Origin of the sequence: Wenjunlia tyrosinilytica (genome assembly GCF_014646055.1) — a bacterium.
GTDB lineage: Bacteria > Actinomycetota > Actinomycetes > Streptomycetales > Streptomycetaceae > Wenjunlia > Wenjunlia tyrosinilytica.
Genome location: NZ_BMMS01000003.1, coordinates 118864 through 143472, shown reverse-complemented (window position 1 = coordinate 143472; position 24609 = coordinate 118864). Strand labels below are relative to the sequence as shown.

The 24609-nt window shown below is 72.5% G+C and carries 21 protein-coding genes and 1 pseudogene; 15 read left to right on the top strand and 7 right to left on the bottom strand.

Annotated elements, in window-relative coordinates; all coding sequences use genetic code 11:
• Positions 1–182: 182 nt before the first annotated feature.
• Positions 183–1034, bottom strand: a complete 852-nt coding sequence (locus tag IEY86_RS04475; RefSeq protein ID WP_189130185.1) for a peptidylprolyl isomerase — start codon at positions 1032–1034, stop codon at positions 183–185.
• Positions 1035–1256: 222 nt separating this feature from the next.
• Here IEY86_RS04475 and IEY86_RS04470 point away from each other — a divergent pair, with 222 nt between their 5' ends.
• Genes IEY86_RS04470 through aspS form a run of 3 tightly spaced genes read left to right on the top strand, consistent with a single transcriptional unit; the run spans position 1257 to position 5018 of the window.
• The gene (locus IEY86_RS04470; RefSeq protein ID WP_189130184.1) at positions 1257–1973 is read left to right on the top strand and encodes an MBL fold metallo-hydrolase; all 717 of its coding nucleotides are present in this window, start codon (positions 1257–1259) and stop codon (positions 1971–1973) included.
• Between the two features lie 13 nt (positions 1974–1986).
• Positions 1987–3249 carry a histidine--tRNA ligase gene (gene hisS / locus IEY86_RS04465; RefSeq protein ID WP_189130183.1) on the top strand — a complete coding sequence of 421 codons (1263 nt, stop codon included), beginning with the start codon at positions 1987–1989 and terminating at the stop codon, positions 3247–3249.
• Positions 3246–5018 carry an aspartate--tRNA ligase gene (aspS, locus tag IEY86_RS04460; protein WP_189130182.1) on the top strand — a complete coding sequence of 591 codons (1773 nt, stop codon included), beginning with the start codon at positions 3246–3248 and terminating at the stop codon, positions 5016–5018. The genes hisS and aspS overlap by 4 nt, the downstream gene beginning before the upstream one ends.
• Positions 5019–5144: 126 nt before the next feature.
• Here the strand turns inward: aspS and IEY86_RS04455 are convergent, their stop codons facing one another.
• Entirely contained in the window at positions 5145–5579 is a 435-nt protein-coding gene (locus IEY86_RS04455; protein ID WP_189130181.1) for a hypothetical protein, read from the bottom strand.
• Between the two features lie 134 nt (positions 5580–5713).
• On the opposite strand from IEY86_RS04455, the gene IEY86_RS04450 reads away from it, so the two are divergent.
• Positions 5714–6616 carry a LysR family transcriptional regulator gene (locus IEY86_RS04450; RefSeq protein ID WP_189130180.1) on the top strand — a complete coding sequence of 301 codons (903 nt, stop codon included), beginning with the start codon at positions 5714–5716 and terminating at the stop codon, positions 6614–6616.
• Positions 6617–6665: 49 nt separating this feature from the next.
• Here the strand turns inward: IEY86_RS04450 and IEY86_RS36170 are convergent.
• Positions 6666–7718: pseudogene (locus IEY86_RS36170) on the bottom strand (MFS transporter); the annotation flags it as partial.
• A gap of 298 nt (positions 7719–8016) precedes the next feature.
• On the opposite strand from IEY86_RS36170, the gene IEY86_RS04445 reads away from it, so the two are divergent.
• Positions 8017–8505, top strand: a complete 489-nt coding sequence (locus IEY86_RS04445; RefSeq protein WP_189130179.1) for a hypothetical protein — start codon at positions 8017–8019, stop codon at positions 8503–8505.
• An 80-nt stretch (positions 8506–8585) separates the two neighbouring features.
• Here the strand turns inward: IEY86_RS04445 and IEY86_RS04440 are convergent, their stop codons facing one another.
• Positions 8586–8810, bottom strand: a complete 225-nt coding sequence (locus tag IEY86_RS04440) for a response regulator transcription factor (protein WP_229698149.1) — start codon at positions 8808–8810, stop codon at positions 8586–8588.
• A gap of 152 nt (positions 8811–8962) precedes the next feature.
• Between IEY86_RS04440 and IEY86_RS04435 the strand changes: the two genes are divergently transcribed.
• Both IEY86_RS04435 and IEY86_RS04430 read left to right on the top strand, forming a co-directional pair.
• A complete protein-coding gene (locus IEY86_RS04435) occupies positions 8963–9631 on the top strand; it encodes a vitamin K epoxide reductase family protein (RefSeq protein WP_189130178.1) in 669 nt (222 codons plus the stop codon).
• A gap of 116 nt (positions 9632–9747) precedes the next feature.
• Positions 9748–11130 (top strand): replication-associated recombination protein A, encoded by a 1383-nt coding sequence (locus tag IEY86_RS04430; RefSeq protein ID WP_189130177.1) that lies wholly within the window; start codon positions 9748–9750, stop codon positions 11128–11130.
• A gap of 140 nt (positions 11131–11270) precedes the next feature.
• On the opposite strand, the gene IEY86_RS04425 is transcribed toward IEY86_RS04430, so the two are convergent.
• Positions 11271–12128, bottom strand: coding sequence for a DUF2470 domain-containing protein (locus IEY86_RS04425; protein ID WP_189130176.1), 858 nt, complete (start codon positions 12126–12128; stop codon positions 11271–11273).
• A 55-nt stretch (positions 12129–12183) separates the two neighbouring features.
• Between IEY86_RS04425 and rpsD the strand changes: the two genes are divergently transcribed.
• The gene (gene rpsD / locus IEY86_RS04420; RefSeq protein WP_189130175.1) at positions 12184–12795 is read left to right on the top strand and encodes a 30S ribosomal protein S4; all 612 of its coding nucleotides are present in this window, start codon (positions 12184–12186) and stop codon (positions 12793–12795) included.
• Positions 12796–12982: 187 nt separating this feature from the next.
• On the opposite strand, the gene IEY86_RS04415 is transcribed toward rpsD, so the two are convergent.
• Entirely contained in the window at positions 12983–15199 is a 2217-nt protein-coding gene (locus IEY86_RS04415; protein WP_189130174.1) for an ATP-binding protein, read from the bottom strand.
• A 258-nt stretch (positions 15200–15457) separates the two neighbouring features.
• Between IEY86_RS04415 and IEY86_RS04410 the strand changes: the two genes are divergently transcribed.
• The 6 genes from IEY86_RS04410 (at position 15458) to IEY86_RS04385 (ending at position 22175) form a co-directional block, all read left to right on the top strand.
• A complete protein-coding gene (locus tag IEY86_RS04410; protein WP_189130173.1) occupies positions 15458–15856 on the top strand; it encodes a DUF948 domain-containing protein in 399 nt (132 codons plus the stop codon).
• An 8-nt stretch (positions 15857–15864) separates the two neighbouring features.
• A complete protein-coding gene (locus tag IEY86_RS04405) occupies positions 15865–16182 on the top strand; it encodes a DUF6167 family protein (RefSeq protein WP_189130172.1) in 318 nt (105 codons plus the stop codon).
• On the top strand, positions 16182–18854 hold the full coding sequence (gene alaS / locus IEY86_RS04400) for an alanine--tRNA ligase (protein ID WP_189130171.1): 2673 nt from the start codon (positions 16182–16184) through the stop codon (positions 18852–18854). Before IEY86_RS04405 ends, alaS begins: the two co-directional genes overlap by 1 nt.
• Positions 18854–19312, top strand: a complete 459-nt coding sequence (gene ruvX / locus IEY86_RS04395) for a Holliday junction resolvase RuvX (protein WP_189130170.1) — start codon at positions 18854–18856, stop codon at positions 19310–19312. Before alaS ends, ruvX begins: the two co-directional genes overlap by 1 nt.
• 117 nt (positions 19313–19429) lie before the next feature.
• The gene (mltG, locus tag IEY86_RS04390; RefSeq protein WP_189130169.1) at positions 19430–21325 is read left to right on the top strand and encodes an endolytic transglycosylase MltG; all 1896 of its coding nucleotides are present in this window, start codon (positions 19430–19432) and stop codon (positions 21323–21325) included.
• A gap of 7 nt (positions 21326–21332) precedes the next feature.
• Positions 21333–22175 (top strand): shikimate dehydrogenase, encoded by an 843-nt coding sequence (locus tag IEY86_RS04385; protein WP_189130168.1) that lies wholly within the window; start codon positions 21333–21335, stop codon positions 22173–22175.
• A 66-nt stretch (positions 22176–22241) separates the two neighbouring features.
• Here IEY86_RS04385 and IEY86_RS04380 read toward each other — a convergent pair whose 3' ends face one another.
• Positions 22242–23033, bottom strand: coding sequence for an SDR family NAD(P)-dependent oxidoreductase (locus tag IEY86_RS04380; RefSeq protein WP_189130167.1), 792 nt, complete (start codon positions 23031–23033; stop codon positions 22242–22244).
• Positions 23034–23109: 76 nt separating this feature from the next.
• Between IEY86_RS04380 and IEY86_RS04375 the strand changes: the two genes are divergently transcribed.
• Positions 23110–24594: an amidase gene (locus tag IEY86_RS04375; RefSeq protein ID WP_189130343.1), complete on the top strand. Its 1485-nt coding sequence runs from the start codon at positions 23110–23112 to the stop codon at positions 24592–24594.
• The last annotated feature ends 15 nt before the right edge of the window (positions 24595–24609 follow it).

Below are 24609 nucleotides of genomic sequence, written 5' to 3'. Positions count from 1 at the left end.
ATGCTGCCGATAATTCCTGTCGATCAGTGGTGATCAGACAGTTTAGTTTCAAGATGACCTGGGTGGCAGCCGTCGGAACAGGCACCCTATACAACGCCCAACATAGGCGAACGGCGTGCGGGCTGTCCGCATCCCGCACGGCCGAAATTTCCACGAAACCCGCCGCTCGCCGCCGTGGGCGGTCAGCCCTTGACGACCGTCGCCCTGTCGATGACCACCGTCGCGTTCGGCGGGCCGTCGGGAGTGCCCGTGGCCGTGCCCGCGCCGGCGACCTTTTCCAGGACGTCCATCCCCCCGGTGATCCTGCCGAACGGGGTGTAGTCCGGCGGCAGCGGGCTGTCCTTGAACACGAGGAAGAACTGGCTGCCGCCGGTGTTGCGGCCGGTGTTCTTCTGCGCGTCGTACTGGTTGGCCATCGCGACCGTCCCGGCCGGGTAGACCTTGTCCTTGACCAGCGGGTCCGACAGGTTCTCGTCGGGAATCGTGTAGCCGGGCCCGCCCGAGCCGGTGCCGGTCGGGTCGCCGCACTGGAGCACATGGATGCTCCCCGTGACCAGGCGGTGGCACTTCGTGTGGTCGAAGAACTTGTGCTGGGCCAGGAACGCGAACGAGTTCACGGTGCGCGGCGCCTTCGCCGCGTCCAGGGAGAGCGTGACCTTGCCGCAGGTGGTCTCCAGCGCCATGGTGTACTTCGCCTGCTTGTCCACCGTCAGCGCCGGCTCCTTCTTCCACGTCTTCTTCGCGGGGGAGCCCTTGGCCGGCTCGTCGCACGGGTCGGGGGCCTTGCTCGTCGGGGAGGCCGACGGCGTGGCGGAGTCCGAGGGAGCGCCGTTGGCGCCCGGCGAGCCCTTGTCGTCCCCGGTCAGCGCCATGGAGGCCCAGGCCGCTCCTCCGCCGGCCACGGCGACGGCGACCACCGCGGCGATCACGGCGTTGCGGCGCCTCACCCTGGCCCGCCGTTCAGCCCGCCGCTGCTGCTGCCGCTCGAACTTCTGCCGGGCGAGCTGCCGCCGCCGTTGGTCCCTGCTGGCCACCGACCTGCCTCCCGTTCGTGCGTCCGCGCGGAGCCGTTCCCCGCTGTGCCGCCCGATGTGCGGCGCGATCCTGTGCGCCGGCCCAGCCCGATCCCGTGGGCCGGTCAGGCGCACAGTGTAGGAGAGAGCCACCCGATCCGGACCCAACTGGTTCGCGATCGGCCCGGCGGCGCCGGTAGTCTCGTACGAGCCGAAACCTCCACCGACGATCTGAGGACGAACGTGCTCATTGCCGGGTTCCCCGCAGGGGCCTGGGGGACCAATTGCTACCTGGTCGCCCCCGCCGCGGGTGAGGAGTGCGTGATCATCGACCCGGGCCACCAGGCCACCGACGGCGTCCAGGAGCTGATCCGGGAGCACCGGCTCAAGCCCGCCGCCGTCATCCTCACCCACGGGCACATCGACCATGTCGCCTCCGTGGTCCCGGTGTGCGGGGCGCACGACGTCCCGGCCTGGATCCACCCCGAGGACCGGTACATGATGAGCGACCCCGAGAAGGCCCTCGGCAGGGCCTTCGGCGCGCAGCTCCTCGGCGAGCTGACCGTGGGCGAGCCGAGCGACGTCAAGGAGCTCGAGGACGGCGGCACGCTCGACCTGGCGGGCCTGGAGTTCTCCGTCGCCCACGCGCCCGGGCATACCAAGGGGTCGGTGACGTTCCGGCTGCCCGAGGGCGGTGACATCCCCTCGGTGTTCTTCTCGGGCGACCTGCTCTTCGCCGGCTCCATCGGACGCACGGATCTCCCCGGCGGCGACCACGCCGAGATCCTCCAGTCGCTGGCCCGAGTGTGCCTGCCCCTGGACGACTCGACCGTGGTCCTGTCCGGACACGGCCCCCAGACCAGCATCGGCCGCGAACGCGCCACCAACCCCTTCCTCCGGCAGGTGGCGCAGGCGGGCGAGGGCGCTGCCGAACCGGCGGCCCCGCGACGAGGATTGTGACGACTCTTCCACCGTGAGCAGCTTCGAAGCCCCCAAGGGCACCTACGACCTGATCCCGCCGGACTCCGACACCTTCAACGCCGTCCGTGAGGCGCTGTCCGCGCCCCTGCGGCGTGCCGGGTACGGCTACATCGAGACCCCCGCGTTCGAGCACACGGGCCTGTTCTCCCGCGGGGTCGGCGAGTCCACCGACATCGTCACCAAGGAGATGTACGCCTTCACCACCAAGGGCGGCACCGACCTCGCGCTGCGCCCCGAGGGCACCGCCTCCGTGCTGCGCGCCGCGCTCCAGGCCAATCTGCACCGCCTGGGCAATCTGCCGGTCAAGCTCTGGTACTCCGGCTCCTACTACCGCTACGAGCGCCCGCAGGCGGGCCGCTACCGGCAGTTCTCCCAGGTCGGCGCCGAGGCGATCGGCGCCGAGGACCCGGTGCTGGACGCCGAGCTGATCATCCTGGCCGTCGACGCGTACCGCTCGCTCGGCCTGCGGAACTTCCGCCTGCTGCTGAACAGCCTCGGTGACCAGGAGTGCCGCCCCGCCTACCGGGCCGCCCTCCAGGACTTCCTGCGCGGCCTCGACCTCGACGAGGACACCCGCCGCCGCGTCGACATCAATCCCCTGCGGGTCCTCGACGACAAGCGCGAGGCCGTGCAGAAGCAGCTCGTCGGCGCCCCCATGATGCGCGACCACCTGTGCGAGGCGTGCAAGTCCTACCACGAGCAGGTGCGCGAGCTCCTGACCGCGGCCGGCGCGGACTTCGAGGACGACCCCAAGCTCGTGCGCGGCCTCGACTACTACACCCGCACCACGTTCGAGTTCGTCCACGACGGCCTCGGCTCGCAGTCCGCGGTCGGCGGCGGCGGACGCTACGACGGCCTGTCCGAGATGATCGGCGGCCCCTCGCTGCCGTCGGTCGGCTGGGCGCTCGGCGTCGACCGGACCGTCCTCGCCCTCAAGGCCGAGGGCGTCGAGCTCACGCCCCCCGCCCGCCCGGACGTCTTCGCCGTCCCCCTCGGCGACGAGGCCCGGCGGGTGCTGTTCGGCGCCGTCACCGAGCTGCGCCGTGCAGGAGTGCGGGCCGACTTCGCGTTCGGCGGCAAGGGACTGAAGAACGCCATGAAGTCCGCCAACCGCTCGGGCGCGCGCTTCGCCCTCGTCGCCGGCGAGCGGGACCTCGCCGAAGGCGCCGTCCAGCTCAAGGACCTCGGGAGCGGGGACCAGGGACCGGTCGCCCTCGACGCCCTCACCACCACGATCAAGGAGAAGCTGCAGTGATCCGCACCCATGACGCCGGTTCGCTCCGCGCGAGCGACGCCGGCACCACCGTGACTCTCGCCGGGTGGGTCGCCCGGCGCCGGGACCACGGCGGGGTCGCGTTCATCGATCTGCGCGACGGCTCCGGCACGGTCCAGGTCGTGGTGCGGGACCTGGACTCCGTCCACGGCCTGCGCGCGGAGTACTGCGTGCTCGTCACCGGCGATGTGCGGGTGCGCCCCGAGGGCAATGAGAACCCGGACATCCCGACCGGCGCCGTCGAGGTCGTCGTCTCCGACCTCCAGGTGCTCTCCGAGGCCGCCCCGTTGCCGTTCCCGGTCGCCGAGTACGAGCCGGGATCGGTCAACGAGGAGGTGCGGCTGAAGTACCGCTACCTCGACCTGCGCCGCGAGGGACCGGCCAGGGCGCTGCGCCTGCGCTCGCGCGTCAGCCACGTCATCCGCACGGTCATGGAGGAGAACGGCTTCCTCGACGTCGAGACGCCGTACCTGACCCGCTCCACCCCCGAGGGCGCCCGCGACTTCCTGGTGCCGGTCCGCCTCCAGCAGGGCCACTGGTACGCCCTGCCGCAGTCCCCGCAGCTGTTCAAGCAGCTGCTGATGGTGGCCGGCATGGAGCGCTACTACCAGATCGCCCGGTGCTTCCGGGACGAGGACTTCCGCGCCGACCGGCAGCCCGAGTTCACCCAGCTCGACGTCGAGATGTCCTTCGTCGAGCAGGAGGACGTGCTCGACATCGGCGAGCAGGTCGTCGCCCGGGTCTGGAAGGACGTGCTCGGGTACGAGCTCCCGCGGCCGCTGCCGCGCATCTCCTACGCCGACGCCATGGCCCGCTACGGCTCGGACAAGCCGGATGTGCGCTTCGGCCAGGAGCTGGTCGACCTCACCGGGTACTTCGAGGGCACCTCGTTCCGGGTCTTCCAGGCCGAGCACGTCGGCGCGGTCGTCATGCCGGGCGGCGCCGCGCAGACCCGCAAGGAGCTCGACGCCTGGCAGGACTGGGCGAAGTCCCGCGGCGCCAGGGGCCTGGCGTACGTGCTGGTGGACGCCGAGACCGGCGAGCTGCGCGGCCCGGTCGCCAAGAACCTCTCCGAGGAGCACCTGGCCGGGCTCTCCGAGGCGGCCGGGGCCGGCAAGGGCGACGCGATCTTCTTCGCCGCCGGACCCCGCACCCCGTCGCTGGAGCTGCTGGGCGCCGCCCGTCTCGAGATCGGCCGCCGCCGCGGCCTGATCGACGAGTCGAAGTGGGAGTTCCTCTGGGTCGTCGACTTCCCGATGTTCGAGCCCGTCGAGGACGACAAGGGCAACCAGATCGGCTGGACGGCGATCCACCACCCGTTCACGGCGCCCACCCCGGAGAGCCTGGACACCTTCGACAAGGACCAGGCGAACGCCCTGTCCAACGCCTACGACCTGGTGCTCAACGGCTCCGAGATCGGCGGCGGCTCGATCCGTATCCACCAGCGGGACGTCCAGCAGAGGGCGTTCGAGGCGATCGGCCTGTCCGAGGAGGAGGCCAAGTCGCAGTTCGGCTTCCTGCTCGAGGCGTTCAACTACGGCCCGCCGCCGCACGGCGGCATCGCCCTCGGCCTGGACCGCCTGGTGGCGCTCCTGGCGGGCGTGGACTCCATCCGCGACGTGATCGCCTTCCCGAAGACGAGCAACGGCGGCGACCCGCTGACCGGCGCGCCGACGCCGATCACCCCGGCGCAGCGCCGCGAGGCCGGCGTGGACGCCCAGCCGAAGAGCGCCGAGGAGCCGAGCGCCTGACAGCGCCTCAGGGCGCGGGCGCGTGGCGCGCGCGGCGCGGGCGCGGGCGTACCGCACAGGGGCACGACATGGGCGAGGCCCCGGCAGGAGAGATCCCGCCGGGGCCTCGCCCGTTGTCCTGATGCCTCAGGTCGCCGCGACGACGAACGCGGTTACTTCTCCTGCCCGGGCGAAGGCGGTCATCGGGTGGCCGAAGGCGCCGCGGGGGGAGGGCGGGCAGGGGACGGTGCCCAGGTCGTGGTACTCGCCGTGGGCGCGCAGGGCGGCGCGGACGGCGTTCGTCACCTCCGGGGTGTCCGTCCCCAGCAGGGCGGCCACGCGGCTAGGGAGCGTCCCCAGGGCCGTGCCCTCCCACACCGCCACGGGGCCCCGGGCGTCGTCGGCGGCGACTCGTTCGAGCAGGTGAACCCTTGCCGCCCCCGCCCCCTGGAGGAGGAGGGCGCACACCCGTCCCTCCACCACATGGCGCGGCAGCGCGTACAGGCACTCGGCGACCGTGCGCGGCGGCCCGCGGAAGGCGTGGAGGGCGGCATCGGGCGCCCCGGCGCTCGGGTTCGGCATGCCTTCCACGCTAGGTCCGGCCCGCCCGCCGGCCCACCGCGGAAGGGGGCGGATCCAGGGCCGCTCAGCCAGGACTCGAGACGGAGATCCCGAACGCCCACCATTGCCCCGCCCTGGGGATATACGCTCTGCTCATGCTTGACTTCGGTCGGCTGCGGGCCCTCGTGGCCGTGGCCGAGCACGGCTCCATGACGAGCGCGGCCGCGGCGCTGTGCTGCACCCAGCCCGCCGTGTCCCGTCAGATCGCGGCGCTGGAGCGACAGGCCGGCGCCCGGCTCGTCGTGCGCACGCCCAACGGCGCACGCCTGACCCCGGTCGGGGAACTGCTCGTCTCGCACGCCCGCAATATGATCGACCGCCTCTCACGGGCGGAGAGACAGCTGGCGATGCTCACCGACGCGGGTGGGACGGGGCTGCGCATCGGCTCGTTCAGCAGCGCCAATACCGTGCTCCTGCCCCAGGCGATACGCGAGTACCTGCGCCGCCACCCGCGTGCGGCCAAGCCGCTGGTCCCCACCACGGACCCGGAGGAGCATCTGACGGCGCTGCGGGACGGCGAGCTGGACCTGGCGCTGGTCACCGAGTGGGATCTGCACGGACAGGACCTGGACGGGGTGGAGCTCATCCCGCTGACCGAGGACGAGTTGCTCCTCGCCCTGCCCGAGACCCATCCGCTGGCCAACCGCAGGGTGCGGCTGTCGGACCTGCTCGACGACACCTGGATCGACGGGGCGCACCCGGACTGCCTGGGACCGCTCGACGGGCTGCTCGGCTCTTTCGGCCGTATCCCCTCCGTCGGCATCAGGTGCGACGACTGGACGGGAAAGCAGGGCCTGGTGGCCTCGGGGGCCGGGGTGATGCTCTTCCCGGCGCTGGCCCGCCTCAGCGCGCGGCCCGACATCACCCTCATGCATCTGGACGACGAGATCCCGCGGCGGCGGATCTACCTGGCGTGTCCCGACGGCGGCCGCCGGGTGCCCGCGGTGGCCTCGATGGTCGAGCTTCTGCGGGCGGCCGGGCGGCACTACGGACCCTGACGGCCATCGACACGGCGGCTGCCAGCGCGGCGGCCGCCGCCGTCGCGCAGCCGGCGCCGACGGACAGGTGCTCCACCACCGCGCCCGCGGCGGCGCTGCCCGCGGCGAAGCCGACCCAGTTGGCGGCGACCAGGACGGAGAACGCCCGCGCGTGAGCGGCGGGCGGGGTGTACTCGCCGACGAGCAGGGTCTCGACGGCGTCCGCGGGGCCGTTGGCGGCTCCGACGAGCAGGAGCAGGACGGCGCTGACCGCCGTTCCGGGGCCGGTCCCCAGGGCGAGGATGCACAGGCCGTACAGAGCGAGCGCCAGGGCGAGTTGGGCGGGCAGCGAGGCACGGGGGCGCGAGCCGCCGTACAGGAAGCTGCCGAGCACGCCTCCCAGGGCCAGCGCGGCGAGGAACACTCCGGCGCTCACGCCCAGTTGGCCGGCGCGGGCGACGACGGACACCTGGAGCGCGCCGATCGCGAACGCGGCGACGGCCACGACCAGCATGATGTGCAGCCGGTCGCCGTTCCAGCGCATCCTGGAGCCCGTGTCCGAGCGGCAGGGGCGCTCGCGGTCCACCAGGCGCACCGCGGCGGCCCCGCGCAGCCACCAGGTGCCCGCGGCCGAGACGGTCGCGGTCACGGCGACCGCGCAGACGGCGGGGAAGAGGGCGACGACACCGGCCACCACGAGCGGGCCCACGACGAAGACGGCCTCGGTGAGCAGTCCCGCCATCGCGAACAGCGCCCTGCGGGAGTCCTCGTCGGGCACCACCGCCATGAAGACCGCGTCGGAGACGGCGGCGGTCGGAGGGGTGCAGGCCCCGGCGAGAAACGCGGTCGCGGTCAGCAGGGGCACCCAGGCATGGGTGGCGGCGGCGAGCACGCACAGCCCGAACGCGACCGACTGCAGCGACGTTGCGCAGGCCAGGGTCGTGCGCGGCCCGTGCCGGTCGGCCACGCGCCCCCACAGCGGCGAGGTGAAGGCGAGCGCGACGGCGTACGCGCCCGCCACGGATCCCGCTCCGGCGTACCCTCCGGTGGCCTCCTCGGCCACCAGCAGGAGGGACAGGCTCACCATGCCGGCGAGAAGCCGGCAGAGGAACGCGGCGGCCATTACCCGTGGGACACCGGGAAAGGCGAGGGCGGACCGGTAGCGGGCCAATGCCTTCATAGGGCTGCTGCCTTCACGGGGCTGCCTCCATCGGGTCGATGCCAATCCTCGGGAGGCGCGAAGCACGCCGTCAATGATCCACGGCAGCTGGGTCATACCATTCCGGCATACCGGGGTTCCGGCTCGGGCATCGCGCTGTCGGGTGAATCCCCATCTCGACCGGGGCGCCCGCCGTGACTAATGTCTGGCAGCGTTCCGTGAATCCGAGATCCTGACCGTGATACCGGAGGAGGCGAAAACCATGCCCACTGGGACGGCCGGTGCGCGACGGGACGTCGGCCACCCGACAGCCATGGCCTGCAAGACCGCGGCGTGGGACTGCCAGTCCCACAGCTTCCTCGGCGCTCCGGGCACGGTGGCGGCGAACCTCGCGGCACTGCCCGCCGAACTTGTGCGGCGCCGCGTCTACATGCTGATGGTCCAGGGGGACAGCCGCGCCGAGGTCCGCGTCTTCGAGCGGTTCTCCGTGGAGGACACCGACGGCACGGTGGCCCGCTGGGAGGAGAGCCGACTCGGCGCCCTGGTCACGCAGATCACCGATGTCCTGGTCACGAACCGGGGAGTGCACTGCCCCGGCGAGCAGGTGAAGGCGGCGCTCGAGGGGGAGCGGGAGTTCAGCGTGGAGGGGCCGGCGCCGGCGCCGCGCAGCCCCGAGGAGGCGTTCGCGCGCGTGATGGAGGCGTACCGGGACGACGCCTTCGTCCAGGCCACCGTGATGGTGCTGTGCTGAGCCCGGCGGCCGGGGTGCCGTGCCGGAAATGGGTGCCGTGCCGGAAATGAGGGGCCGACCGGATTTCCGGCCGGCCCTTTTCACACGAGGTCCGTCGTCGCCGTTTCCGGAACTCCGCCCTCCAGTATCCATTTCGCCACAATAGCGGCCCTGCTGTGCAATCCGTGCCGGTCGTAGAGTCTTTGAAGATGTGAATCAACGGTTCTCGCGGACATTCCCAGCCGCTGCGCGATCTCCTTGTCGCCACAGCCTTCGACGATCAGTGAAAAGATCTGGACCTGCCGCGGACTCAGGTGCATCGGCATCACCCCGTCGAAATCATAGGTTCCTGCTCGTGGCGGGAACAGGGCGGAAATCTGGACATATGAGCGACCCCTGCGTCTCCGGCACCTGGGCGGGGGTGGGATCGTTGTACTGGGGAGTGCTACCGGACCCCGCATGGACACGGAACGGCGTGATGACGATCTCAGAGCTCGACAGGGCCCGCGGCGGCCAGGACCAACGCGAAACCGACAGGACCGACGGGAGTGACGGCACCGTCGGCGCCGGGCGTGCCCTCGCCTGGTTGCTGGTGGTCACCGGAGCCGTCGGGCTCGCCGCGGCGTTCGTCCTCAGCATCGAGAAGATCAAGCTGCTCGAGGACCCGAGCTATGTCCCCAGCTGCAGCCTCAACCCGGTCCTGAGCTGCGGCTCTGTGATGAAGACCTGGCAGGCATCGGCCTTCGGCTTCCCCAATATGTTCATGGGCCTGGCCGGGTACGCGGTCGTCATGGCGGTGGGCGTGGCGCTGCTGGCGGGGGCGCGCTTCCAGCGGTGGTTCTGGGTCGGCGTGCAGCTCGGCGCCACCTTCGGCGTCGGCTTCATCCACTGGCTGGTCTTCCAGTCGCTGTACCGCATCGGCGCCCTGTGCCCCTACTGCATGGTGGCCTGGGCGGCCACGATCCCGATGTTCGTGTATGTGACGCTGCACAGCCTCAAGCGCGGGGTGATCCCGCTGCCCGCGGGCGGGCGCAAGGCGCTGGACGCGGTTCTGGAGTTCCACTGGGTGGTCGTGCTCACCTGGTACCTGGTGATCGCGATGCTGATCCTCACGCGCTTCTGGTCGTACTGGAAGACGCTGCTGTAGGCCGGGCGGCCGGCCCCGCGGCGGGCGGCGGCCGGGCCCGGGGGTCGCCCGGGCCCGGGTGAGGGCTGCGGGCGGTGCAGGGGGCGCTGTCGGTGGGGTGGCATAGGCTTCCCGACGTGGAGCCCGACCTGTTCACCGCAGCCGCAGAGGAGCGAGCGGAGAAGGAGCCCGGACTGAGGCCCCTGGCCGTCCGGATGCGTCCGCGCACCCTGGACGAGGTGGTGGGGCAGCAGCGGCTGCTGGGGGAGGGCTCGCCCCTGCGCCGCCTGGTGGCCGCCCAGTCCTCGGGAGGGCCCGCGGGCCCGTCGTCGGTGATCCTGTGGGGACCACCCGGCACGGGAAAGACCACGCTCGCCTATGTGGTCAGCCATGCCACCAACCGCCGCTTCGTCGAGCTGTCGGCCATCACGGCGGGGGTGAAGGAGGTCCGCGCGGTCATCGAGTCGGCCAAGCGCGAGTCCGGGGGATACGCGCGGGAGACCGTGCTCTTCCTGGACGAGATCCACCGCTTCAGCAAGGCGCAGCAGGACTCCCTGCTGCCCGCGGTGGAGAACCGCTGGGTGACGCTCGTCGCGGCCACCACGGAGAACCCCTACTTCTCGGTGATCTCCCCGCTGCTGTCCCGCTCGCTGCTGCTGACGCTGGAGTCGCTGACCGACGAGGACATCAGGGGGCTGGTGCGGCGGGCGCTGGAGGATCCTCGGGGTCTGGACGGCGAGGTGACGCTCGCCGAGGACGCCGAGGCGCACCTTCTGCGGATCGCGGGCGGTGACGCCAGGCGGGCGCTGACCGCACTGGAGGCCGGGGCGGGCTCGGCGCTGGCCAAGGGGGAGGCCGAGGTCACCCTGGCCACGCTGGAGGCGGCGGTCGACCGCGCGGCGGTCAAGTACGACCGGGCGGGCGACCAGCACTACGACGTGGCCAGCGCCCTGATCAAGTCGATCCGCGGCTCGGACGTGGACGCGGCGCTGCACTACCTCGCGCGGATGATCGACGCGGGGGAGGACCCGCGGTTCATCGCGCGGCGGCTGATGATCTCGGCCAGTGAGGACGTCGGCATGGCCGATCCGACGGCGCTGCAGACCGCCGTGGCCGCCGCCCAGGCCGTGCAGATGATCGGCTTCCCCGAGGCCCGCATAGCGCTCTCCCAGGCCACGATCGCGCTGGCGCTCGCGCCGAAGTCCAACGCCGCCTATCTGGCCGTGGACGCGGCGCTGGCCGACATCCGCAAGGGCCTGGCCGGCCCCGTTCCGGCCCATCTGCGCGACGCCCACTACCAGGGCGCCGCCAAGCTCGGCCACGGCAGCGGCTATCAGTATCCGCATGACATCCCCGGCGCGGTGGCCGCCCAGCAGTACGCCCCCGACGAGATCCATGGCCGCCGCTACTACCACCCCACCCGCTACGGCGCCGAAGCCCGCTACGCGGACGTGGTGGAAAGAGTCAGGCACCGCCTCTCGGGCCGCTCCGACGACGAACCGGAGAGCGCGTCCAAGTAGCGGCGGACGGCCGGGGCCGCCGGGCCCGGTCGGGCGGGCCTTCGCCACGGTGCCGGTCGGGCGGCTTCGGCACGGCGCGGGTCGGGCGGGCCTTCGGCACGGTGCGGGTCGGGCGGGCCTTCGGCACGGTGCCGGTGCCCTCAGCGCTCGGCTGCCTCGAAGAGGCGGTGCATCGCTCGGCGGAGGTCCTCGTGGCACGTGACCGGCTCGGGGAAGTCGAAGCGGGCGTCGAATGCGGGGCCCTCGCCGGTGAAGCGGACTCGCAGGCCGAAGCGGTCCAGGGACAGGGGGGCCGCCATCAGAGGCCTTCGCCCGCCGGAGCAGGACGGGGCGTCCTCGCCCAGGAGGGAGCACAGGCGGCGCATCTGGTCCCCGTGGGCCGCCGCCAGGTGCTGGAGGAGCTCGGCCTCGTACCCCGCCAGGGGGTCGGGTGCCGCCCGCGCGAACTCCTCGGGCTCCACGTGCTCGGCGCCCCACAGGTCGTCCACCAGGACCTCGCCGACCTCCAGCCGCAGCAGCGTCCAGCGCGGGTCGGGCTCCACCGGGCGCTCCAGAAGCGCCAGGCCCGTCTCCCGGTCGTCCCCGCGCACGGGGGTCAGCCAGCCCGCGACCCACGCCCTGCCCCGGATGCGGTGGGCCACGGCGACCGGTGCCACGTCCGTGATTTCCAGCACACAGGCCAGGTCGTCGTCCTGCGCGTGGGCGGCGAAGCGGGCGGCGGGGGAGTCGCCCGGCATCAGGAGAAGCACATCCCCGTCGGGCAGCACGGCCCGCGCCGCGGGCAGGGCGCCGGTGGGATCGCGGTACTCACAGCCGGGAATGTCCAGACCCGCGGACGAGTTACCCTCGACGAGGGTTCGTGCGCGTTCGGCCGCCGACGGCGACCGGACGCTTCCTTCTGCCTGAGGGCGCGGCTGACCCGACTCCCTGTGATCCGCGTGATCCGCCGCCCCGGTGGCGTCGTCGGTCATGGGCGTGGGGCTCCCGGGTCGAAACATGCGATCTCCTCCGCTAAGGTAAGCCTCACCTAACTTACACGGAGGTTCGAAGAACGTGAACCAATCGCGACCCAAGGTCCGCAAGTCCCGCGCGCTGGGCATCCCGCTGACCCCGAAGGCCGTCAAGTACTTCGAGGCGCGCCCGTACCCGCCGGGACAGCACGGTCGCGGCCGCAAGCAGAGCAGTGACTACAAGGTCCGCCTGCTGGAGAAGCAGCGTCTGCGCGCTCAGTACGACATCAGCGAGACGCAGATGAGCCGTGCCTACGACCGCGCTCGGAAGGTCGAAGGCAAGACCGGCGAAGCGCTGATCATCGAGCTCGAGCGCCGTCTGGACGCGCTCGTCCTGCGTTCCGGGATCGCCCGGACCGTCTACCAGTCCCGGCAGATGGTCGTGCACGGCCACATCGAGGTCAACGGCCGCAAGGTCGACCGCCCGTCGTTCCGTGTACGCCCCGGCGACGTCGTGACGGTGCGTGAGCGCAGCCGCGACAAGCACCCGTTCCAGGTGGCCCGCGAGGGCGGCTACGCCGGTGAGGGCGAGACCCCGCGCTACCTCGAGGTCAACCTCAAGGCGCTGGCCTTCCGCCTGGACCGCGAACCCAACCGCCGCGAGATCCCGGTGATCTGCGACGAGCAGCTGGTCGTCGAGTACTACGCCCGCTGACGCGTCCCGCCCCGCGGGGCGCCCGGCGCCGCGACGCGAGCCCGCAGTCCCCGGTCGTCCGCTCCCGGCCGACCGCGCAGGCCGGTCAGTCGGCCGCGCCGGTCAGTCGGCCGTACCGACCAGTCGGCCGTGCCGGTCAGTCGGCCGTGCCGGTCAGTCGGCCGTACCGACCAGTCGGCCGTGCCGGTCAGTCGGCCGTGCCGGTCGGCGGGGAGACGGCGGGCTCGCCGCCGTACTGGGCCGGGATGCCCTCCTGGTCGGCGGCCGGGGCCCGCTCCGGGTCCGGCGGCCGCTGCGGACCGCCGCGCCGCTGCCCGGCACCGGCCACGACATCGTCGAGGCCCAGGCTCCTGCCGCGGGCGAACGCCTCCTCGTAGGCGCTCTCCCCGAGCCGTGCCCGCAGCCGCTGCTCGCACAGCACATGGGGCCCCTTGAAGTGCCGGCAGCCGAACAGCGGCAGGCCCACCGTGTTCCATATGCGGCTCGCCGCCCCCAGCAGCACCGCCGCCTCCCCGGCGTGCCCCTCGCCCTCGGTGACCTGGGCCAGCAGCTCCACGGCGAGCACGATGCCCACCAGGTCGCGGAACGAGTGGCTGATGTCCAGGCACTCCCTCACCAGCGCCCGGGCCCGGGGCAGATCCCCCGACGCCCACGCCGAGTGCCCCAGCACATAGAGCGCGTACGCCAGCGCCCACCGCTCGCCGTGGTCCCGGCACACCTCGCGCACGTCGTCGCACAGCGCCACCGCCTCGTCCAGGCGGCCCTGGAAGGCGACCGCCATCGCCAGCTCGTTCTGCGCCATGATCACATTGCTGTTGAGCTCGCCCATCGCCCGGTACTCGTGCAGCGCCTCCCGGATCAGCTCCTCGGCGCGCGCCATGTCGTCGGTCACCAGCGCCAGGCAGCCCAGCCGGTGCAGCGCGTACGCCGCGGCCACCGGGTCGCCCTCGTGCAGCGCGCGGGCCTCGCACTCGTGGAGCAGATCCGTGGCGCGCACGGTCTCCCCGCGCAGGATCGCCACGTACCCGGCCACCCACAGCGCCTTCGCCCTCGCCCGGTAGTGGCGGCCGTCCACCTCCAGCGCCCGGGTGAGCCAGTGCAGGCCCTCCGCCAGCCGCCCGCAGCCGACCCAGTAGAACCAGAGCGTGCCGGCCATGTACTGGCACAGGTGCGCCTCGTCCGGCGTCGTGAGGCTGTACTCCAGCGCCACCCGCATATTGGGGAAGTCGCGCTCGATCCGCGCGGCCACCTCGACCTGCCGCGGGCCGAACCAGTCCACCTCGCCCCATGTCGCCAGGCCCAGGTACCAGTCCCGGTGCCGCCGCTGGACGCGCTCGGCGTCACCGGTGACGGCCAGCCAGTTGGCGCCGTACTCGCGAACGGTGTCCAGCAGCCGGTACCGGACACCGGCCGGTCCCTCCTCGCGCACCGCGATCGACTTGGCGACCAGCTCACCCACCACGTCCAGCACATCCTGGGCGGGCAGTTCCACGCAGGCGCACACGTACTCCGCCGCCTCCAGGTCGAAACCCCCGGCGAAGACCGACAGGCGAGCCCACAGCAGCCGTTCGGCCGGGGAGCACAGCTCGTGGCTCCAGCCGATCGCCGTGCGCAGCGCCCGGTGGTGCGGCTGCGCGGACCGGCTGCCGCCCGTCAGCAGCCGGAACCGGTCGTCGAGGCGCTCCAGCAACTGCTCCACCGACAGAGCGCGCATCCGTCCCGCCGCGAGTTCGAGCGCCAGCGGGATCCCGTCGAGGCGGCGGCACAGCTCCGCGATCCGGGCCCGTTCGCGGTCGTTCACGGTCAGTCCCGGGACGACCGCGCGAGCCCGTTCCACGAACAGCTCCACCGCGTCGGCGACCGGCCGCCCGCAGTCCTGCGCCACCGGCAGCGGCGGCACGGTGAAGGAGTGCTCCCCGCACACCCTCAGCGGCTGGCGGCTCGTCGCCAGCACCCTCAGGCGCGGTGCCCGGCGCAGGAGTTCCGCGACGAGGTCGGCGCATGCCTCCACCAGGTGCTCGCACGTGTCGAGAACGAGCAGCGACTCCAGCCCCGCCAGGTGCTCCGCGAGCGCTTCGCGGGGAGTGCGCGTGGTGCGGTCGGCGAGCCCCAGCGCCTCGGCGGCGGCATGCCCCAGCAGCTCCGGATCCCGCAGCACGGACAGGTCCACCAGCCAGACACCGTCGTGGAACCGGTCCTTGGCGGCGGCGGCCGCGCGCAGTGCCAGTCTGGTCTTGCCCACCCCGCCGGGCCCGGTCAGCGTCACCAGCCGGGCGCCGCGCATCAGCGCGTCGACCTCGGCCAGTTCGGGACCGCGGCCGATGAAGCGGTTGAGTTCCGCAGGGAGGTTTCCGGGGCGGCGGCAGACGGCCGGGGCATCGCGGGTCGAGGCATGAGCGCACATTGCTCACAGAGCGTACTTGCGGCCGCACGCGCCGTACAAACCCCCTGCGTGCGCTTTCCGCGCCCGTGGTGCCGATCGCCGCGGCGAGCCCGTGGGCCCCAGGCCAAATGCGGTACGGATCCACCGGCCCGGCGCGATAGGGTCGGACCCTGCCGGCCGTGCGTGCGCAACCGCCGCACCCCGCGGTTCCCGAAGGTCCCGCCGGGGCGACCGACCGGGTCCGGGCGGCCGACCGACGTCATCGAGGGAGCGCGCAAGGTGTCCGGTGGAGAGGTTGCGGGGCTGATCGTCGCCGTGTTCTGGGCGATCCTCGTGGCCTTCCTCGCCGTCGTGCTGGTCCGGCTCGCCAGAGCCCTGCGGGAGACCACCCGGCTCGTCGCCGGGGTCGCCGACCAGACCGTCCCGCTGCTGGGCGAGGCCGCGACCACCCTGCGCAGGACCGGTGTCCAGCTGGACCGCGTCGACGCGATCACCGCCGACGCCGAGGAGGTCGCCGCCAACGCCTCGGCGCTGTCGGGTGCCGTCCAGGAGGCCATCGGAGTACCCCTGGCCAAGGTCGCCGCGTTCGGCTACGGCGTACGCCGGGCGGCCGGCCGGAGCCGGACGTCGAAGGGCCGGACGGACGACGCGAGCCGGGTCCGCGGATCGAAGGGCTGACACGACACATGTTCCGCCGCCTCTTCTGGCTCGTCGCCGGAATCGCCATCGGCACCTGGGGTACCACCAAGGTCAACCGGGCAGCCCGCAAGCTCACCCCCGAGGGGATCGCGGAGACCGCGGTCGGCCGGGCGGCCGACCTCGGCGGCCAGGTCCGCCGATTCGCGCAGGACGTGCGCACCGGCATGGCCGAGCGCGAGGCAGAGCTCAAGAAGACCCCCGGCCGCACCGGCCGGGACTACCACCGCGGCTTCCCCGCGGCGCCGGACCAGGCACTGCCTGGACAGCGCTCGGGCAACGCGTACAACCGGAAGGACGACCACTGATGGAGTCGGCAGAGATCCGCCGCCGCTGGCTGCGCTTCTTCGAGGAGCGCGGGCACACCGTCGTGCCGTCGGCATCGCTCATCGCCGACGACCCCACCCTGTTGCTGGTCCCGGCCGGCATGGTCCCCTTCAAGCCCTACTTCCTCGGCGAGGTCAAGCCGCCCTTCGCGCGCGCCACCAGCGTGCAGAAGTGCGTACGCACCCCCGACATCGAAGAGGTCGGCAAGACCACGCGCCACGGCACGTTCTTCCAGATGTGCGGCAACTTCTCATTCGGCGACTACTTCAAGGAAGGCGCCATCAAGCTGGCGTGGGAGCTGCTGACGACTCCCGTCGCGGGAGGCGGCTACGGGCTGGAGCCAGACCGGCTCTGGATCACCGTCTACAAGGAGGACGACGAGGCGGAGCGCATCTGGCGCGACGTCATCGGCGTGCCCGCCGAGCGCATCCAGCGCCTGGGCATGGGTCCCAACTTCTGGTCCATGGGCGTCCCCGGCCCCTGCGGTCCGTGCTCCGAGATCAACTACGACCGCGGCCCCGAGTTCGGGCAGGAGGGCGGCCCCGCCGTCAACGACGAGCGGTACGTGGAGATCTGGAACCTGGTCTTCATGCAGTACGAGCGCGGCGAGGGGGTCGGCAAGGAGGACTTCCCCATCCTCGGCGACCTGCCCGCCCAGAACATCGACACCGGCCTCGGCCTCGAACGCCTCGCGATGATCCTTCAGGGCGTGCGGAACATGTACGAGACCGACACCCTTCGGGTGGTCATCGACAAGGCCACCGGGCTGACCGGCGTCCGCTACGGCGCCGACGAGCGCTCGGACGTGTCGCTGCGCGTGGTCGCCGACCACATCCGCACCTCGGTGATGCTCATCGGCGACGGGGTCACCCCCGGCAACGAGGGCCGCGGCTACGTGCTGCGCCGCATCATGCGCCGAGCCATCCGCAACATGCGCCTGCTCGGTGCCACGCAGCCGGTCGTCGGCGAGCTCGTCGACACCGTCATCGGGACGATGGGCGAGCAGTACCCCGAGCTGATCGAGGACCGCAAGCGCGTCGAGACCGTCGCCCTGGCGGAGGAGGCCTCCTTCCTCCAGACGCTCAAGACCGGCACCACGATCCTCGACGGCGCGGTGAACGAGGCCAGGAAGTCCGGCAGCGACGTCCTGCCCGGCGACAAGGCGTTCCTGCTCCACGACACCTGGGGCTTCCCGATCGACCTGACCCTCGAGATGGCGGCCGAGCAGGGCCTGTCCGTCGACGAGGAGGGCTTCCGCCGCCTGATGAAGGAGCAGCGGGACCGGGCCAAGGCCGACGCCCTGGCCAAGAAGATGGGGCACGCCGACCTCACCTCGTACCGGGGCATCGCCGACGAGGCCGGGCAGACCGTCTTCACCGGCTACACCGACCTCGAGGGCGAGGCCAGCGTGGTGGGCCTGCTCGTCGACGGCCTGCCCTCCCCGGCCGCCCACGAGGGCGACGAGGTGGAGGTCGTCCTCGACCGCACCCCGTTCTACGCCGAGGGAGGCGGCCAGCTCGCCGACACCGGCCGGATCAGGATCGACTCCGGCGCGGTGATCGACGTCCGCGACGTCCAGCAGCCGGTCCCCGGCGTCAGCGTGCACAAGGGCGTCGTCCAGGTCGGCGAGGTCACCGTCGGCGCCGGAGCCTGGGCGCAGATCGACACCGGCCGCCGACGCGCCATCGCCCGTGCCCACAGCGCCACGCACCTGACCCACCAGGCCCTGCGCGACGCCCTCGGCCCGACGGCGGCCCAGGCGGGCTCGGAGAACTCTCCCGGCCGCTTCCGCTTCGACTTCGGCTCCCCGTCCGCCGTTCCCGGCACGGTGCTCGGCGATGTCGAGCAGAAGATCAACGAGGTGCTCGCCCGCGAGCTCGATGTGACCGCCGAGGTCATGAGCATGGACGAGGCGAAGAAGCAGGGCGCGATCGCGGAGTTCGGCGAGAAGTACGGCGACCGGGTGCGTGTGGTCACCATCGGCGACTTCTCCAAGGAGCTGTGCGGCGGCACGCACGTGCACAACACCGCCCAGCTCGGCCTGGTCAAGCTGCTCGGCGAGTCCTCCATCGGCTCGGGGGTGCGACGGGTCGAGGCGCTCGTCGGCGTGGACGCCTACAACTTCCTCGCCCGCGAGCACACGGTCGTCTCCCGGCTGACCGACATCGTCAAGGGCCGCCCCGAGGAACTGCCCGAGCGGATCTCCGGTCTGCTGGCCAAGCTGAAGGACGCCGAGAAGGAGATCGAGAAGTTCCGCGCGGAGAAGGTCCTCCAGGCCGCGGGCAGCCTCGCCGAGCAGGCGCGGGACGTGCACGGGGTGGCGCTGGTCGCCGCCCGGGTGGCCGACGGCGCCGGCGCCGACGACCTGCGCAAGCTCGTCCTCGACGTCCGCAACCGCGTCACCGGCGGCCGCCCGGCGGTCGTCGCCGTCTTCACCGTGGCCAACGGCCGTCCGCTCGTCGTCGTCGCCACCAACGAGGCCGCCCGCGAGCGCGGCATCAAGGCCGGTGAGCTGGTGCGCACCGCCGCCAAGACCCTCGGCGGCGGCGGTGGCGGCAAGGACGACGTGGCCCAGGGCGGCGGCAGCGACCCGTCCGCCGTGGACGAGGCCGTGGGCGCCGTCGAGCGCCTCGTCGCGGAGCGGGCCGCCTGATGCGCCGCGGGCGGCGGATCGGCGTGGACGTCGGCGACGCCAGGATCGGGGTCGCCTCCTGCGACCCCGACGGCCTGCTCGCCACTCCCGTGGAGACCGTGCGGGCGGGCCGGGGCGACCGGGCCCGCATCGCGGAGATCGCCGCCGAGTACGAAGTGATCGAGGTCGTGGTCGGCCTTCCGCGCTCCCTGAACGGGCGCGAGGGGCCGGCCGCGGCGAAGGTCAGAGCCTTCGCCCAGGACGTGGCGAAGCTCGTGGCGCCCGTCCCCGTACGGCTGGTGGACGAGCGCATGACCACCGTCACCGCCACCCATGGCCTGCGGGCCTCGGGTGTGCGGAGCAAGAAGGGCCGGTCCGTCGTCGACCAGGCGGCCGCGGTCGTCATCCTGCAGAGCGCCCTCGAGACCGAACGGGTCTCCGGTACTACTCCTGGGGAGTGCGTCGAAGTGGTTGTCTGATCGCGGTACGGTAACGTTCCGCGGGATGTGGCAGCCCGTTAGGGCGCTCGTTCGAACCCTGAGGCGAGTCCAGGAGCCTGGATCGTGCAGCGCCGCCGTCCCGGTGATAGGGGATAGATGACTGACCTTGGCCGGGGCTCCGGTTCCGATCCGTGGTACCCAGGGGATCCGCTCACGGACCCCGACTGGGCCGGGCACGGGACGCCTACGGGGGGTTGGGACGGTTACGGCGCTGCGCCGCGCGCTCAGCAGGGGGCCCAGGCCGCGCAGTGGGAGGGCTCCTACCAGGGCTCCGGTGACCCGTACGGCCGCCCCCAGGGCGACCCGTACCAGCAGCCCGACCACCACGGCTACGGACACGATCCCTACGGCCAGCAGGACCCGTACGGACGGCCGGACCCCTACGGTCAGCCGGATCCGTACGTCCATCCGGACCCCTACGGCCAGCCCGATCCGTACGGCCAACCGGACCCCTACGGCCAGGGCCGGCCGGATCGTTACGGCCCGGGCCAGCCGGACCCCTACGGCCGGAACCAGCCCGATCCGTACGGCCAAGGACAGCCGGACCCCTACGGCCAGGGCCAGCCCGATCCCTACGGTCAGGGGCAGCAGGATCCCTACGGCCAGGGCCAGCAGGACCCTTACGGACGGCAGGATCCCCACGGCCAGGGACCGCAGGGGACCTACCAGGACCCGGGCCGGCACCAGGACCCCGCCCACCAGGGCCAGGACCCGTTCGCCGGGGCCGAGCCCTACGACCCCTACGGCGGGCAGGACTACGGCCAGGAGCCGCAGGCCACGCGGACCGAGCCGCACGCCGATCCCCAGCAGCCGCCCATGGACGGCGAGGAGGACGACGACCACGCGTTCTTCGCGCGCGGACACGACGACCCGGACGGCGACTGGGACGACGAGCCGGACGAGCGGTCCTCGCGCCAGGACCGGCGCGGCCGAGGGCCCAAGCAGAAGACCAGACCCCGCCGCAGCGGCATGGCCTGCCTGGTCGTCGTACTGGTCCTCGGCGGCGCCGTCTCGGGCGTGGGCTATGTGGGCTACCAGTTCTGGCAGTCGCACTTCGGCCCGCCGCCCGATTTCTCCGGGGCGGGCACGGGAGACGTCCAGGTCGAGATCCCGGACGGGGCGAGCCTGTCCGACATGGGCGACATCCTGGTCCGCGCGGGCGTGGTCAAGAGCACCAAGGCCTTCGTGGAGGCGGCCGACGGCAAGAGCATCCAGGCGGGGGTGTACCCCATGCACAAGAAGATGTCGGCGGGCTCCGCCGTCAAGGTGATGACCGACCCGGCCAGCCTCAACGCCCTGATCATCCCGGAGGGCCTGCGTGCCTCCAAGATCTACGAGGCGATCGACAAGAAGCTCGGGCTGAAGGCCGGCGAGACCCGCGACGCCGTCAAGGACGCCGATCTGGGCCTGCCCGACTACGCCAAGGGCAACCCCGAGGGCTTCCTGTTCCCCTCGCGCTACACCGTCGGCAAGAACACCAAGCCGCTCGACCTGGTCAAGCAGATGGTCAAGCAGGCCGACAAGGAGTACCGCCGCGACGGACTGGCCGACGCCTCCAAGGCGGTCGACAGGTCGCCGTACGAGGTGATCGTGCTGGCGAGCATCGTGCAGGCCGAGGCCAAGGAGGACAAGGACTTCGGCAAGGTCGCCCGGGTGATGTACAACCGCCTGGACACCGAGGCGACCCATGGCCTGCTGCAGATGGACTCCACCATCAACTACGCCCTCAACCGCAGCACGCTGGACACCACCGAGGGCGAGACGCAGCTCGACAGCCCCTACAACACGTACAAGGTCAAGGGGCTTCCGCCCGGACCCATCGGCAACCCCGGCCACCAGGCTATCGAGGCCGCGCTGAACCCCACGAAGGGCAACTGGGTCTACTTCGTCACCGTGAGGCCGGGGGACACCCGCTTCACGAACGACCAGGCGGTCCACGACAAGAACGTGGCCGAGTTCAACAAGTACCAGAAAGAGCACAAGGACGGCTGACGGCACGATGGCAGACGCAAAGCGGGCGGCGGTCCTGGGCTCGCCCATCGCCCACTCCCTCTCCCCGGTGCTCCACCGCGCCGCCTACGAGGCCCTCGGGCTCGACGGCTGGCGGTACGACCGGTTCGAGGTGGACGAGGCCGCGCTGCCCGCGTTCGTCAAGGGGCTCGAGGCCGAGCAGGAGCGATGGGCCGGCCTGTCGCTGACCATGCCGCTCAAGCGCGCGATCATGCCGCTGCTGGACGGGATCGGCCCCGTCGCCGCGTCGGTGGACGCCGTGAACACGGTGGTCTTCACCCCCGACGGGCGCAAAGTAGGGGACAACACCGATGTCCCGGGCATGGTCTCGGCGCTGCGTGAACGAGGGGTGGACGAGGTCGCGTCGGCCGCCGTCCTGGGCGCGGGCGCCACGGCCTCCTCGGCACTGGCCGCGCTCTCGCGGATCTGCCGCGGCGAGGTGACCGCGTACGTGCGCGGCGAGGCCAGGGCCGAGCAGATGCGGGCCATGGGGGAGCGGCTGGGGGTCACCGTGCGCACCGAGGAGTGGTCCCGCGCGGCGCGGGCGTTCTCGGCGGAGCTGGTCGTCTCCACCACCCCGGCGGGCACGACGGACGAGTTGGCGCACGCGGTGCCGGAGCGCCCCGGCGCGCTGTTCGACGTCCTCTACGAGCCGTGGCCCACGGCGCTGGCCGCCGCCTGGTCGGCGCGCGGGGCAGCGGTCGTGGGGGGACTCGACCTGCTGGTCCACCAGGCGGTGCTCCAGGTGGAACTGATGACGGGCCGGTCCCCGGCCCCCCTGGCGGCGATGCGGGCCGCGGGCGAGGCGGCACTGGCGGCGCGGGAGGTCTGAGGCGGTGCGCCGCGTCCGAGGCGGTGCGCCACGCTGCGACGTGCGCCATGCTGAGGCGGTGCGTCGTCAGCGGCTTTCGCGTTGGGCTTCCACGATCCGGCCGATGGTGCGCTCCGCGCCCGAGCGGCGCTGCACCATCGCGGCGAATGCCGGGAACTGCCCGGCAATCGCGCTCAGCAGCCTCAACTCCAGCGGGGCGACGTTGACTTCGCACAGGTCCCGCTCGATGGCCCGGATGACGCCCGCCGCCACCTGCTCGGGGGAGACCGTGCGCACACCGCCGGGCGGGGTCGCGCCCGTGGCCGCGAACATCCCCGCGTCACGGACGAATCCGGGCTGGACGAGGGAGACCCCGACCCCCGTGCCGTGCAGGTCCTGGCGGAAGCCATGGGCGAAGCCGCGCAGCCCGAACTTGGTCGAGGTGTACAGGGACGAGGACTTGCTGGCGGCCTTTCCGGAGATCGAGCCGACGAACACCACATGGCCGCGTCCCGCGTCCACCATGCGTGGCGCGAGCAGGCGGGCGAGCATGACCGGGGCCCGCAGATTCACGGTCAGCGCCCGGTCCACCTGGCCAGGCGTGTAGTCGAGCAGGTCGCCGCTGGAGGGCAGAGCGGCGTTGGCGATGAGGATGTCGGCGTCCCCGCAGGCCTCGGCGAGGTGGGCCACCTGGTCGGCGTCGGCCAGATCGGCGGTGACGGCGCGGGCGCCGAGCTCGGCGGCGATCGGCCCAAGAGCCTCGGGGCGCCGCCCGGAGATCACCAACTTCGCCCCCTTTCGCGCGAGGTCCCGGGCGATCGTCCGGCCGATGCCGCCGGTGACCCCGGTGAGCAGGACGGTTGTTCCGGTGATGCGCATACGAGTAGCCTCCCGAGGACCTGTTCGTTCGAACGAACGATAGAGAGGGGAGGCGACCGTGTCCACAGCCGAATCCATGGGAATACCGGGCCCCACCGGTTCAACCGGACCCACCGCGTCGGCCCGTCCCACCGGACTCGCCGAGTGCGCCCGAGCCCTGGCCGAGGGCCGGACCACCTCGGTGGCCCTGGTCCGGGCGTCGCTCGAGCGCATCGAGGCCACCCAGGACACGATCAACGCCTTCCGGTGCCTTCGCGCCGAAGCCGCGCTGGAGGAGGCCGAGAAGGCCGACCGCGCACTCGCCGCGGGAGCGGGGGCGGGGGCGGCGCACGACGTTCTGGTGCGGCGGCCCCTGCTCGGGGTGCCCGTGGCGGTCAAGGACGACACCGATGTCGCGGGACTGCCGACGCTGTTCGGCTGCCGGGGCGAGATCGGCCCCGCGTCCGCCGACGCCGAGCCGGTGCGGCGGCTGCGCGAGGCCGGGGCGGTGATCGTCGGCAAGACCAACGCCTGCGAGCTCGGCCAGTGGCCCTTCACCGAGGGCCCCGCCTTCGGTGCCACCCGCAACCCCTGGAACACCGACCACACCCCCGGCGGCTCCTCGGGCGGCTCGGCCGCCGCCGTCGCCGCCGGACTCGTCCCGGCCGCGCTCGGCTCCGACGGTGCCGGATCCATCCGCATCCCCGCGGGCTGGACCCATCTCGTCGGCATCAAGCCGCAGCGCGGGCGGGTGTCCCTGCACCCGTACAGCGACGCCTTCAACGGCCTGGCCGTCAGTGGACCGCTGGCCCGTACCGTCGGCGACGCGGCCCTGTTGCTGGACACCGTCCTCGGCGCCCATCCGAAAGATCTGCACCGGCCCGGTCCCATCAACGCCCGGGAGGCCGCCCGCCGGGAGCCGGGCCGACTGCGCATCGCCCTGGCGTGGCGGCCGCCCTTGACCGGCACCCGCGCCACCGCGCACCCCGATGTGCGCCGCGCGGTCGCCGACCTCGCCGAGGCGCTCGCCCGCCTCGGGCACGACGTCGAGGAGGCCAGGCCGCGCTACGGCCTGATCGGGCCCAGCCTGGTGGCCCGCGCCACCGCGGGGGTCGCGGAACTGGCCGCCCTGCACCCCGAGCCCGGCCTGCTCGACCCCCGCACCCGCGCCGCCGCGCGCACCGGCAGACGTCTCGCCGGGCCCGTCCTGCGCCTCGCCCGGGCCCGCGAGCCCCGCCAGCACCGCAGGATCGGCGGGATCTACCGCTCGTACGACATCGTGCTCACCCCGACGTCCGCCGCCCCGCCCCCGCGCATCGGCGCCTTCGACGATCTGAGCGCCTGGCGGACGGACAAGGCGATGACAGCGGCCTGCCCCTACGCATGGCCGTGGAATGTGCTCGGCTGGCCGGCGATGAGCGTGCCCGCGGGCTTCACCCGCGACGGGCTGCCGGTCGGCGCCCAACTGCTCGGCCCGGCGAACAGCGAGGAACTCCTCGTCTCCCTCGCCGCCCAGCTCGAGGCCGACCGCCGCTGGTACGAGAGCCGCCCCGCCCTTCGCGGGATGGAGCCGGGACGCTGATGGAACAATGATCCG

Excerpts from the sequence above, each read along its gene's own strand:
- IEY86_RS04405 (WP_189130172.1), top strand. The coding sequence starts at position 15,865 with ATGTTCCGCCGCCTCTTCTGGCTCGTCGCCGGAATCGCCATCGGCACC.
- IEY86_RS04440 (WP_229698149.1), bottom strand. The coding sequence starts at position 8,810 with ATGCCGATGCACCTGAGTCCGCGGCAGGTCCAGATCTTTTCACTGATC.
- IEY86_RS04415 (WP_189130174.1), bottom strand. The coding sequence starts at position 15,199 with ATGTGCGCTCATGCCTCGACCCGCGATGCCCCGGCCGTCTGCCGCCGC.
- IEY86_RS04385 (WP_189130168.1), top strand. The coding sequence starts at position 21,333 with ATGGCAGACGCAAAGCGGGCGGCGGTCCTGGGCTCGCCCATCGCCCAC.
- ruvX (WP_189130170.1), top strand. The coding sequence starts at position 18,854 with ATGCGCCGCGGGCGGCGGATCGGCGTGGACGTCGGCGACGCCAGGATC.
- IEY86_RS04450 (WP_189130180.1), top strand. The coding sequence starts at position 5,714 with ATGCTTGACTTCGGTCGGCTGCGGGCCCTCGTGGCCGTGGCCGAGCAC.
- IEY86_RS04435 (WP_189130178.1), top strand. The coding sequence starts at position 8,963 with ATGACGATCTCAGAGCTCGACAGGGCCCGCGGCGGCCAGGACCAACGC.
- mltG (WP_189130169.1), top strand. The coding sequence starts at position 19,430 with ATGACTGACCTTGGCCGGGGCTCCGGTTCCGATCCGTGGTACCCAGGG.
- alaS (WP_189130171.1), top strand. The coding sequence starts at position 16,182 with ATGGAGTCGGCAGAGATCCGCCGCCGCTGGCTGCGCTTCTTCGAGGAG.
- IEY86_RS04445 (WP_189130179.1), top strand. The coding sequence starts at position 8,017 with ATGCCCACTGGGACGGCCGGTGCGCGACGGGACGTCGGCCACCCGACA.
- IEY86_RS04455 (WP_189130181.1), bottom strand. The coding sequence starts at position 5,579 with ATGCCGAACCCGAGCGCCGGGGCGCCCGATGCCGCCCTCCACGCCTTC.
- IEY86_RS04425 (WP_189130176.1), bottom strand. The coding sequence starts at position 12,128 with ATGTTTCGACCCGGGAGCCCCACGCCCATGACCGACGACGCCACCGGG.
- IEY86_RS04380 (WP_189130167.1), bottom strand. The coding sequence starts at position 23,033 with ATGCGCATCACCGGAACAACCGTCCTGCTCACCGGGGTCACCGGCGGC.
- IEY86_RS04375 (WP_189130343.1), top strand. The coding sequence starts at position 23,110 with ATGGGAATACCGGGCCCCACCGGTTCAACCGGACCCACCGCGTCGGCC.